Annotated in this window: 10 protein-coding genes, 1 tRNA gene and 1 pseudogene; 6 read left to right on the top strand and 6 right to left on the bottom strand. The window is 38.6% G+C overall.

The window, feature by feature from the left end:
- Both AC33VI_RS07905 and AC33VI_RS07900 read left to right on the top strand, forming a co-directional pair.
- A partial coding sequence (locus tag AC33VI_RS07905; RefSeq protein ID WP_491781723.1) for a CPBP family glutamic-type intramembrane protease occupies positions 1 to 1,489 on the top strand: 1,489 nt, incomplete at its 5' end.
- A gap of 73 nt (positions 1,490 to 1,562) precedes the next feature.
- Positions 1,563 to 2,324, top strand: a complete 762-nt coding sequence (locus AC33VI_RS07900) for a DUF928 domain-containing protein (RefSeq protein WP_491781722.1) — start codon at positions 1,563 to 1,565, stop codon at positions 2,322 to 2,324.
- Between the two features lie 128 nt (positions 2,325 to 2,452).
- On the opposite strand, the gene AC33VI_RS07895 is transcribed toward AC33VI_RS07900, so the two are convergent.
- The 3 genes from AC33VI_RS07895 to AC33VI_RS07885 form a co-directional block, all read right to left on the bottom strand.
- Positions 2,453 to 3,658, bottom strand: a complete 1,206-nt coding sequence (locus tag AC33VI_RS07895) for a DUF8838 domain-containing protein (protein WP_491781721.1) — start codon at positions 3,656 to 3,658, stop codon at positions 2,453 to 2,455.
- 198 nt (positions 3,659 to 3,856) lie between these two features.
- Positions 3,857 to 3,982, bottom strand: coding sequence for a hypothetical protein (locus AC33VI_RS07890; protein WP_491781720.1), 126 nt, complete (start codon positions 3,980 to 3,982; stop codon positions 3,857 to 3,859).
- Positions 3,983 to 4,116: 134 nt separating this feature from the next.
- Complete coding sequence (locus AC33VI_RS07885) at positions 4,117 to 5,382, bottom strand: valine--pyruvate transaminase (RefSeq protein ID WP_491781719.1); 1,266 nt, start codon at positions 5,380 to 5,382, stop codon at positions 4,117 to 4,119.
- A 119-nt stretch (positions 5,383 to 5,501) separates the two neighbouring features.
- Here AC33VI_RS07885 and rlmD point away from each other — a divergent pair, with 119 nt between their 5' ends.
- The 3 genes from rlmD (at position 5,502) to AC33VI_RS07870 (ending at position 7,854) form a co-directional block, all read left to right on the top strand.
- Positions 5,502 to 6,863 carry a 23S rRNA (uracil(1939)-C(5))-methyltransferase RlmD gene (gene rlmD, locus AC33VI_RS07880; RefSeq protein WP_491781718.1) on the top strand — a complete coding sequence of 454 codons (1,362 nt, stop codon included), beginning with the start codon at positions 5,502 to 5,504 and terminating at the stop codon, positions 6,861 to 6,863.
- Between the two features lie 310 nt (positions 6,864 to 7,173).
- The gene (locus AC33VI_RS07875) at positions 7,174 to 7,638 is read left to right on the top strand and encodes an ATP-binding protein (RefSeq protein ID WP_491781717.1); all 465 of its coding nucleotides are present in this window, start codon (positions 7,174 to 7,176) and stop codon (positions 7,636 to 7,638) included.
- A 144-nt stretch (positions 7,639 to 7,782) separates the two neighbouring features.
- Positions 7,783 to 7,854: transfer RNA gene (locus tag AC33VI_RS07870), tRNA-Cys, on the top strand.
- A 632-nt stretch (positions 7,855 to 8,486) separates the two neighbouring features.
- Here the strand turns inward: AC33VI_RS07870 and AC33VI_RS07865 are convergent.
- The 3 genes from AC33VI_RS07865 to AC33VI_RS07855 form a co-directional block, all read right to left on the bottom strand.
- The gene (locus AC33VI_RS07865) at positions 8,487 to 8,996 is read right to left on the bottom strand and encodes a hypothetical protein (RefSeq protein WP_491781716.1); all 510 of its coding nucleotides are present in this window, start codon (positions 8,994 to 8,996) and stop codon (positions 8,487 to 8,489) included.
- Positions 8,997 to 9,103: 107 nt separating this feature from the next.
- Complete coding sequence (locus AC33VI_RS07860) at positions 9,104 to 9,538, bottom strand: hypothetical protein (RefSeq protein WP_491781715.1); 435 nt, start codon at positions 9,536 to 9,538, stop codon at positions 9,104 to 9,106.
- A 105-nt stretch (positions 9,539 to 9,643) separates the two neighbouring features.
- A complete protein-coding gene (locus AC33VI_RS07855) occupies positions 9,644 to 9,826 on the bottom strand; it encodes a CsbD family protein (protein ID WP_491781714.1) in 183 nt (60 codons plus the stop codon).
- Positions 9,827 to 10,140: 314 nt separating this feature from the next.
- Here AC33VI_RS07855 and AC33VI_RS07850 point away from each other — a divergent pair.
- Positions 10,141 to 11,774 (top strand): annotated as a pseudogene (locus AC33VI_RS07850) (MFS transporter); the annotation flags it as partial.

Here is an 11,774-nt window from a genome sequence, read left to right as displayed (position 1 = left end):
TTTTTCTTTGAATGATAGTTTTTCTCAACCCCAAATACAAAGCCGTTTGGAACTATACCAAACTAACCTAGTTTTGCACTTGGCAGAGTTTAAATCTAATCCTAACGATGAATTCGATCTCAACAGTGCGGTGAGTTCTTTAGTAGGAGAAGATCCTTATTCGGCAGCTAGTAAGAAATACCAACAGGTTCGCCACGAAATTCAAACCAATCGGGATAATTTTGCAGCACGATTAAAAGATTTGGATAGTTCTGCTGAAAATGCCATCACCGATAAGCCAGTCAGTAATTTAGCTCAAAGACAACAAATAGTCCAGCAAATTAGCGAATTAGAAGAATTTATCGACGAATTGGATTTAAAAAGGGGAATTTTAGCTGCGGTAAGCGGTCAAACGGCAGAAGCAACCTCTATTTGGGATAGTGAAATTAGTCGTATCGAAGATCCTGAAAATAAATATCTGCAAACCGCCACTTTGCTCAAACAGTTGTGGCAAAATAAGTCCCAGCAATTAATTGCCCAAGCAAAATCCATTTTAGAAAGCAACTTAGATGGTTGGTTTGGCTATCAAGCTTTAGCTCAATTCGATCGCGTTAATAACCTGAATGAAGATTTAGCTTCTTTACAAGCCCAAGAAATTGAAATTGCTAACAAGTCAATTTTAAAACTAGCTTTAATTAGCGTTCTACCGATTTTTGGGATTATCTTCGGTTCGATTATATTAATTTTCTTGACCATTCAAAGACTCACTAACAAAGAAGCATCGATTATTGCTACTAATGGTAATGTTAGTTGGACTACTCCTTGGGATTGGGAAATAACTTGGCAGGTTTTAATTGTCGGTTTTTTCTTTGTCGCCCAAATAGCTTTGCCCCTGTTATTGGGTATTTTTCAGATTAATCCTGTCAATTCTTCCCTCAGAATAAAATCTTTGTATGTCTTAGGCACTTATTTAGCCATGGCAGCAGGAGGCATTACGGTTTTATACTTCTCGATTAAATCTTTTCTGCCTTTTCCTCAAGACTGGTTTAAATTCCAACTGAAGGATAATTGGTTTGTTTGGGGTTTTGGAGGCTATTTAGTTGCCCTCCCTTCAGTGCTACTAGTATCTCTAATCAATCAGCAAATCTGGCACGGACAAGGGGGAAGCAATCCTTTACTATTTCTCGCCCTACAATCTCAAGATACTGTAGCGTTACTCATCTTTTTTATAACTTCTTCCATTGCCGCACCAGTCTTTGAAGAAATTATGTTTCGAGGTTTTCTCTTACCTTCCCTAACTCGCTATTTATCGGTTACTAGTGCCATTCTTATCAGTGCTTTTATCTTTGCTGTAGCTCACTTAAGCTTATCGGAAGTATTGCCCTTAATGACTTTAGGTATAGTATTAGGCATAGTTTACACGCGATCTCGCAATCTTTTAGCTCCCATACTACTACACGCTCTTTGGAACAGCGGAACTTTGATTAGCTTATTTGTTTTGGGTAGTTAAGGGAAAAAGACTATACTATTCGTATTATGATTAACAATTTTGATAAGTTCTAACGCTAGTGGATAGTAAGAAAATGAGAAGTACATTGACTTTGACAATCCTTTTCTTGCTGTTTCCTATCAACTTTATCTCGGCTCATTCAAACTCTTCTGCTTCCAATCAAGAACAAAAGGAAGTAAAAACACCAAAAGAAACTGAAACCAGTGAAAATCCTCTAGATTTCTCCGATACTGGTCGTCCAGGACAACAAACAGCAGGAGAAAGTCGTGGTGGTTGCGATAATCTCGATCGCCCTTTAAAGGCTTTACTTCCTACTTCTAATTCTGGCAAAACCGTTTCTGCTTATCCTAGTTTTTGGGTACATTTCCCCTACAATCGCCAACAGATAGATCGGGTTGAATTTATCGTTCAAAATGAGGCTAGGGAAGATATTTGGCGATCGCAATCCCAGATAAATACTGTGACTGGATATCAAAGCTTTTCTTTGCCAAAAAAGGCAGAACCTCTCAAAGTAGGGGAATGGTATCGTTGGTATGTCAAAGTTTATTGCCCATCTCAGACAGCTTCAGCACAATATATCAAAGGATGGGTTAAGCGAGTACCTCTATCTTCCCAACTATATATCGAACTGCAAGATAACCCCCAGCAATCCCATCAAGCTTATGGAATCGAGGGGATTTGGTATGATGCGATCGACAATTTATTAAATCGATATCATATTCAGCCTGGTAATCTTTCGTTAGAGAAAGATTGGCAAAATTTGCTAGAAGCTCAAGGAGTTCGATTAGACAATCTACCCAATATAGGAACGATTTTTGAAGCCATCAAACATTAAAAAAGTTTTTAGTATTTAGTAGTTAGTACTTAGTTAAATTAATTAGTAGAATTTGAGGGCGTAAGCTTTGGGTTTCCCAAAGCTGTTGACCGACAAGTGCTTACACCGCCCGAACTACTAATACCAAATTAACAACATTCTCCAGGAGAACAACAATCATCCCCATCAGTTGCGGTTAGATTATATTCCGAGCCTTTAGTTTCTCTGGCGTGGCGAATAGCTTTGGTTTTGCAATTAAATTCTGCTGCTTCTTCTAAAGGAATATTCTCATAAGGCTCGATACCAATAATATCTGCTGAATAAGGACTACAACAGCCAGTCATAATTGTATAGGTCTTGTCGCAAACTGCCATTCGCTCCCCACGACAAAAGATATGACCGTCATCGTCGATAACTTGTTTCCAGGGACCTTTATAAACTATGGACTGTTTTCTTTCCAAACAAACTCCTTCTTTGCCTTTATAAGCCCTCACCGTCATCGAGCGAAATTCTACCCCATCAATAACCTGCCAAGGGGTTGATTCTCGTTTGAGGATTTCTACGCCATAAAAACCAGCCTCTTCAAACATCTTGAGAAAATTATCTTCTCTAAATGCCCCTGCAATACAACCACTCCAAAGTTCGGGATCGTTGAGAATTTCGGGCGTAGGATCTTCATCGCAAACTATGTCTGAAATTACTGCCCTGCCACCTCGTTTGAGGACGCGAAAAATTTCGGCAAATAGTTGTTGTTTGTCTTGAGGGCGGACTAAATTCAGCACGCAGTTAGAAATTACGACATCAACGCTATTATCTTCGATTAAGGGTTCTTGTTGGCGCAAGCGATCGCATTCTGTTTCATAATTAGCGATCGCATCGACAGAAGATACGGGATTATTTTGCAACCAAATTTGTAATTTGTCTAAGGGTAATTTTAAATCTTGAATTTTTCCCTTCACAAATTCAGTGTTATGATAGCCCAATTTATCTGCCATCTCTCCTTGATACTTGCGAGCTAGAGATAGCATTTCGTCGTTAAAATCTACGCCGATGATTTTTCCCGTTTCGCCGACTTTTTGTGCCAGAATATAGCAATTTTTTCCCGCACCCGAACCCAAATCGACTACGGTTTCTCCTGAATTGACATAACGGGTGGGATCTCCACATCCGTAATCTTTTGCCACAATTTCGTCAGGAATAATTTCCAAATAATTTCCTGCATATTCTGTCGGACAACAAAGGGCTGGTTGTTGCTCTCTCGCACCTTCTTGATATCTTGATAATACTGCCGACTCAATATCATAATCTACAGCAGTCGATTGGTTTGGCTGTTGGTTAGTTGCAATCTCAGTCACAGATAACTAATCCTTTTACTTAAGTGATGGTTGTGTAAGGGTTAACCAACCAGATTATAGATTCGATTCTCGATCGCCTGGGGATATTACCCGATTGTTTAATTTTTCTGGTTGATTTTAGTAATTTAAGTACACAGAGATGAATCTTAGCTGAGAATCTAATAACTGTTGTATTAGTAAAATGCGATCGCCAGTTAATTAAAAATAGTATATTGTTCGGCAACGCCCTTTTTTAGTATCTATCTCTGCAAGATTGCGATCTGGCTCGATAATTGCGATCGCTTGACGGGCATATTCAACTAAATCTTGATTTCTGGATGACAAACAACTGGTTATAGCTTCTACTGGTGTGAGTTCTTCTGAATTGACAATTGCTGGATCAACGGCAATTTCTAATAAAAATTCAATTGTTTCAAAATAAGGAACGACATTTTTATTCCAAATCTAACTCAATTATTTTACTTGTATACTCGTGTGGCAACTTTCGCCAAACGTTTCATGGCTTCGGCAATTTCTGTTTCGGTAGCAGTGAGGCTGATTCTCAGACACTGTTCTTTATGTTCCCATTCTTGTTGTAAGCCTGGGAAGAAAGTACTTCCAGGAACGGCAATTACTCCCACCTGTTTTAATTGTTGATAAAATTCCCAATCGGTCATTGGTAAATCTTTGAGCCACAGCCAAGCAAAAATCGCTCCTTCCCCTTGATGGAGATACCAAGGAATATCATTAGGCATTACCGCATCTAAAGTATCTTCCAAGACCTTTATCTTGCGCTGATAATGAGGACGAATTACACTTTGGGCAATATGCGCCAGTTTACCAGATGAAATCGCCCTGGCTGCGATCGCCTGTCCGTAGCGGGAAGAATGAATGCAAGCATTAGTTTGGAAAGATTCTAAAATACCGATTAATTTAGGATCGCCGATGGCAATACCGATTCTTTCCCCTGGCAAACCTGCTTTAGACAGACTCATGCAGTGAATGATATTATCGCCAAACTGAGGCTTCATCTCTGTAAAGTTTAAGGCAGGGAAAGGAGGCGCGTATGCAGAATCTATCAATACTGGTACATCATAGGTAGCAGCTAAATCGGCTATTTTCTTAACTTCATCGTCGCTAATGACATTTCCTGTAGGATTGCAAGGACGAGAAAAAATCACACAACCAGTGCGGTCGTTGATTTCTAGTTGACTAAAATCGGGACGGTATTTAAAACGATGTTTTGTTTCGTCTACATCTAATAACGGTTGGTAAGCAATTAAAGCTTCTGGAGTCAGACTTACACCACCATAGCCAGTATAGTCGGGGCAGAGGGGTAAAACGACTTGTCTTAATTCTCCCGATGCAGTGTAACCGCCGAAAGCATTAGCAGCATAAAGATATAAAGCTTGAGAACCGCCTGTAATTAAAATATGGCGATCGCTTAACTCCAAATCATAACGACGATTAAAATCCTTAACGATGGCTTCAATTAAAGGACTATAGCCCTGAGAAGATCCGTAACGACAAACCACTTCTCCATATTCATCGCTGTTGAGTAAGTCTTGGGTGCAATCCCGCCATAATTGTTCTACTTCAGGTAAAATTACAGGGTTACCAGCACTGAGATTGATAAATTCTTGTCCTGCATTATTTCTCAAAGTTTCAATAATGTCTTTCATAATCGCTCTAACCCCAGTTAGTTCGGACATTTGTAAACCAAATTGAGATAAAACAGGATTCATAAGCGATCGCCTAAATTAAAGTAAAACATTAGCTATTGTATCGCCCATTTTAACGTTAATTTATAGCTAATTTATGTCGATTTTTCTTGGCTTTTAAGATCCCCAATTGAAGTTCATTTATGAAGCAAAAAATACCACAAGGTCAAATAGTCGAACTAGAAATAACCGACCTCAATAGTAACGGAGAAGGTGTCGGAAGACATGAAGGGAGAGTTGTTTTTGTTCCCAATACCGTCACGGGCGATCGCCTTAAAGCCCAGATAATTCAATCTAAAGCTAAATTGGCGCGGGGAAGAATCAAGCAATTACTCAATCCATCTATTCATCGCATTCGCCCTCAATGTATTGTGGCAGATAAATGCGGTGGTTGTCAGTGGCAACATATCGACCCTCACTATCAACGAGAAGCTAAACGACAACAAGTTGTAGAAGCTTTAGATCGCATTGGAGGATTTGAGAATATTTCTGTTGAGCCAATCTTATATTCAGAAAAAGTTCTCAATTATCGCAACAAGTCTACCTATCCTCTTGGTAGATCTGCGACAGGACAAGTCCAAGCTGGTTACTATCAACAAGGAAGTCACAAACTAGTCAATCTCAATCAATGTCCCGTTCAAGACGAACGTTTGCATCCTTTGCTCAAAGAAGTAAAACAAGACATTCAACAAAGAGGATGGTCGATTTATGATGAAACCAAACATCGTGGCAAATTACGCCATCTTTCCTTAAGAATTGGTAGCAATACAGGAGAAATGCTGCTAACTCTGATTGCCACTAGTCAGCAACTAGAAAATATCGAAGCACAAGCTCAACAGTGGCTCAAAAAATATCCTCAGCTAGTGGGAGTATGTCTCAATCTCAACCCCAACCGCACTAATGCTATATTGGGCGATAAAACTCTGACCATAGCTGGCAAACCCTATTTAAGAGAAATTTTCTCGGGGATCGAATTACATATTGCTGCGGATACTTTCTTTCAGGTCAATACTCAAGCTGCCGAATTATTATTAAAAGCGATCGTTAGTAAGTTAAATTTGACTGGTCGAGAAAACATTCTCGATGCTTATTGTGGCATCGGTACTTTTAGTTTGCCTTTAGCTAAAGATGCCAAGCAAGTTGTCGGTATAGAAATCAATCCTACTTCCATCGAACAAGCCCAAAATAATGCTGCTTTAAATCAGATTAATAATGCCTGTTTTTATACGGGAAAAGTTAAAGACTATTTAGATCGTCTAGATTTTCAACCCGACATTTTATTACTCGATCCTCCCCGCAAAGGATGCGATGCTAGAGTAATAGAAAGTATTCTCAATATTCAACCAAAACGCATAGTTTATATTAGTTGTAAACCCGCCACTTTAGCTAGAGATCTCCAACTTATTTGCCAGTCTCATCAATATCAACTGGAATATATTCAACCTACTGATTTCTTTCCCCAAACAACTCATGTAGAATCTTACGCAATCTTAGGTCAAAATTAACTCTAGACTTTGCCAATTTATATAATTATTCGTAAACTTTAGTATAATTAAGACTATGATTCAGTACAAAAATGTTGGAAAAAATCTTATTGAAGCACTATGGTTATATCTTTTGGATTGATTGATGGGCTTTTCGAGTCGTCTTAAAAAAGAGGTTGTAAGCGCAAAAAATCTTAGTTGTTGTCAATCTGCCAAGTAGCCTAAATCACAAATAACATTTTTAAATTTATCAACAGAGTTTGGGCGTTTTGGTTGGCTAACCACAATAACAGTCAAACATTCTAAATATTTAACCTAGAGGTATAAATTAGTGATTGCTATCCCTATTCCTTGGAGTAGAAGTAAGTGGAGTACCATGAGTTTTACTTCAACCCTTTATCTCTGTCCCGTTCTCGATTTGTTGTTAGTTAATGTACCTCCAGAGTGGCAAGCAGAAGTAAGATTGGGATTACAAGAAGCTCTGGTTAATGCTGCCAAACATGGTAACAAACTAGACCCCAGCAAAACCATCATTGTCAAGTTTACAGTAACTACTAGAGAATATTCTTGGGTAATTGTCGATCAGGGTAGCGGTTTTTCGGAAAAGCCAGACTGTTCGCCAGAATGCAGTTGTTGTAGTGACGATCTACTCCCCAGAAATGAATCGGAAAACGGTCGTGGTTTCTCTATTTTGCATCACGTCTTCGACTGCGTACATTGGAATCGAGATGGGACTCAGCTAACTTTGTCTAAAGCAATAACAGAGTCTAAAGTAGAACAACCTGCCATTGGTTGAAGGCTTAAAATCATCATAGATCGTTAAAAACATTTATTTAGCCAGATTCGATTTTTGCGATCTACAGCGAACAAAGTTTGCTATACTGAAAAGCGCACTGAGGGAAGTTGTGAGTTAAAAATCATGACTTACCTAAGTAAGGCTGGCGACATAGCCAAGTGGTAAGGCCGTGGATTGCAAATCCATTATCCCCCAGTTCGAATCTGGGTGTCGCCTTCAGATGTACTGTACATTCAATAATTAACTGTGGCTCATCTAAGTAAGGCTTAACTTCCTCTGGCGATCGCGAAGTCATCTTAGCTAGTGTACCAACCATCTCTTGAATATCTTCAGGATTATACTGGATTTTGTTTTTTGAGAACTGACTCATAGATCTGACTACCTATCGATATCTTTGTGAATTGACAGAGAGACTATCCGCAAAGCATCTCACACTGATTTTCATATTTCTGGCAGCTATATATCACTTCAATAAACTGCTCGTCGCTATTGGAAAGATTATCAAGAAGAACAAAAAAGAGGTTAAGACAATGCCTACTAAAGATTATCATCTGCCAGATATTTAATTTTTGGGCATCTAATACCATTTCTCTTTAATGGGACTACAGATAACTTTAGGGCTGGGAGACTAGGAGATATTATCCCGCTTGACGGGACTGGGAGACTGGGGGACTAGAAGAAATAAGCTATCTATTTGTAGCGATAATTTAGAGAATTGGTATAACCCTAAAGCCCACTTAGCAAAATCCTCTAACATCATGATCATTAGATCGTACTTTGTAGCCAAAAAACTAAGGACGCTGTAGGCAACGCCCCTAAACAAATGACAAGCTATTTACAAAAATAGATTATCGACGCAACCATTTTGATGCCACCGCACCTAATGCTGCACCAACTAAAGGATTACTCAGAAATTTCAGTAGTGCAGGTCGATCTGCCATTACCTCTTGAAAAATATCAGGGTGAGAATGATAGGCAAAGCTAGCTAGTTTGCTAACATCATCAGCACTCATGCGACTAGCATGGTGAGTAGATAAGCCTAACTGCTTTTCTAAATCTCTTTCGTTTAAATCTCTTTTTTTGAGATGTTTAAAAAATTCTCTGGCAACATCATCCCGTTCATTAGGCTTAATTTGGGCGATCGCCTGTTGCAATTCGGGTTCCATTTGTTGCGGAGGAACATTATCATGATGGAATGCTCGACGAAATAAACCATGTCTTTCTTCTCTGCTAGAACGATTGGCAAAATCGTCAAAGTTATCGTAATTTTGTTCTATAGAAGAACCATCTAAAGATTCAACGTTGCCACCTGCAAGGTCACTCATTATTTGCCTTTTATATTTATCACTACTAGACATTATTTTTTCTCCTAAATTAGTTTTTTTGCCTCAATAAATTAGGTATGTGTCGTTTATTTTTTATCTTTTGTCTTTTGGGTTGATACCTAACGATCGACGATTAACGATTAAGCCTGATATTCAATGTTGTTAGACTGCACGTCATATTTAGCCGTCAAAATTCTTTCCTTGTCTGGTGCATACATTAAAATAGTCAAGTCCTGACTGGGAAAATTTTTGTGAAAACCCATTGTTAAAGCCTTAGCTAAAGTTTTGACTTCTGTAGGTTTGACTTGCTCGGAAATAACTACGCCTAGTTTGTTGTTATCGCGCACGTAGGAATCAACAATCATTCCCTGGCTAGTGCTAACTACCCAGTCGCCAAATTTCTTACCTGCAAGACTATTTCCCCTTTCTAGTTGAGTATATGCTTCAGTTCTATCTAAAGTAGGATTAGGGAGAGTTGCATTTGTGCTGGAAGAACAAGCAGTGGTAGTGAACAACAGTAAAACCAATAGGCTACTTGCTAATAAATTACGAATTTTACTTAAGCTTATATTCATAAACTATAACTCCAAATATTTTTTATAAGACAATGTTTTTTGAAAAAATTGAGAAGGAACTATTGATTTTCCTTCTCAAAAGAAATAAATAAATGTGACTATCTATTAGTCAATAGCGTCTTTTACTGCATCTTTAGTATCTTCAACAGCGTGTTGTGCAGACGCTTCTGTTTGCTTGGCTTTACCTTCTGCTTGGTCTTGCTTATCTCCAGTAACATTACCCATAGCTTCTTGAGCTTTACCTTCAATATTCTTAGCTGTAGCTTCGGCTCTGTCTTTGGTACTCATATAATTTTTCTCCAAAATTTTTCTGTATTTTTTGTTACTAATAACTTTAATAAAAAACCCATAAATCATTAATCTATCTAAAGAGATAAACTACTAAATTTATCACCTATTACTTATTACCTATTTAATTACCTATCTTAAGAAAGACGATCTAAAGATAGATATTCTTTACTCTATTAGAGCGTCACCAAAATATTTTGACGGGAATATTCAAAAAATCATGAACTGTGTTTAATTCGCTGAAGTAGCTCTCTAAGAAAAACTATAGAGTGGGCTTCTATTTAGAAAAAATTAATTATTAAAAGGAAAAAATCGTGTTTTATAATTTGATGTTGCCATTGGCACAAGTAATAGTAGAAACAGAACCAGATTTAGAAGCGGTGCAAGATGCTTCATTTATGTTTAACGGGCCACAATTCTTTGCTGCTTTAATCGCAGGAGTAGTGTTAGCTTTTGCTTTTCAACTACTTTTTACCAATTTAGCTGTTGCGGCTGGCATCTCTTTAGTTGGAAATAGTTCCAGTTCTTCGTCTGACAGTAGCAATTCGGGAGGATTGGGAAGCACTATCAAAAAGGTAGGTGCAGCAGTAGGTTTGGGTACATTAGTTAGCGTTACCTTAGCTTTATTTATTGCCAGTCTATTAGCTGTCAAACTGGGCTTGTTTGTCGCACCACTTTCGGGTGCAATTGTGGGTTTAGTTATCTGGGCGACTTTCTTTGCTTTGATGATGTTATTTAGTTCCAGGGCAATTGGTTCGCTTTTAGGTTCGGTGGCAAATACTGCTACCTCTGGAATGCAGGCAATTTTGGGTACTGCTACGGCTGCTTTAGGTGCTGGTGCTGTTAGCAAACAAGTAGTAAATACTGCCGAGGCTACTGCTGCTGCGGTACGTAAAGAATTGGGTACAGCGATCGATCCTGTATCGATGCGAGAAAATGTCGAAGAGTTCTTAGAGTCGGTTAAACCCGCAGGGATAGATCTAGATAAGATTGCGACAGACTTCGAGCAGTTATTAGATGACGAGAATTTACAGGAAATTGTTGATAGTGACAGTATGCGGAATATCGATCGCCATACTTTTGTCCAGTTAATTAGCGATCGCTCTGACTTGTCTAAAAAAGATGTAGAGCGCATTGCTACTAAACTAGAGTCAGTTTGGCAAAAAACTACAAACAAGATAACTCCATCTGGTAATCCTGTTAGTGAATTTGCTAACTATCTCAAAACAGCTACCAAAGAACAGCTTACAGGTACAGATTTGGGTAGTAAGTTAGATTCTTTAATTGATGAGATGACAGAAAATCGTCGTTCTCAAAAGACTAATCCCTTAACTCAAGTTGCTACTGTCGGCATGAATAGCTTGATTGGTATGGTGATGGGTAGAACCGATCTTAGCGATCTTGATGTGGATAAAGTTGTTAACCAATTGCAAAAGTTACAGGGGCATCTTGGGGAACAGACTGATAAGGTAGCATCTCAGGTAGGATTAACCGAAACTTCTGAAACTACTGTTCAAAAAGATATTAAAAATTATCTGCTTAATGCTTATCCCTGGCAACTCAAACAACAGAATCTCGATCGCCAGTTTCGCAATTTAATTTACGATCCTGCTGCCGATCCTCAAGCTGTAGCGTCAGACTTGCGCCAAATCAATCGTGCCGATTTTGTCGGTATTCTCAAACAGAAAGGAATACTATCTCAATCCCAGATTCGCAGCACTGCTAATATTCTGGATGCAATACGCCTAGAAGTTATAGCTACTGCTGAAGCAGCACAAGCCAGAGAAAACAGCATTGAGTTGATGGTTGAGGTAGAGAAGTATTTAACTACTGTTCCTCAAGAAAATCTCACTCCTGAGAAAATTCAACTTGAGTTTAAACCCATCCTCGAAGATTTTGACGCTTCTTACGAACAACTAAACACCCGTTTAGCTGTTTTAGATCGCCC

Source organism: Waterburya sp. (genome assembly GCF_058530065.1).
Note: the sequence above shows the minus strand (reverse complement) of the source record. Positions and strands in the feature narration are given on the sequence as shown.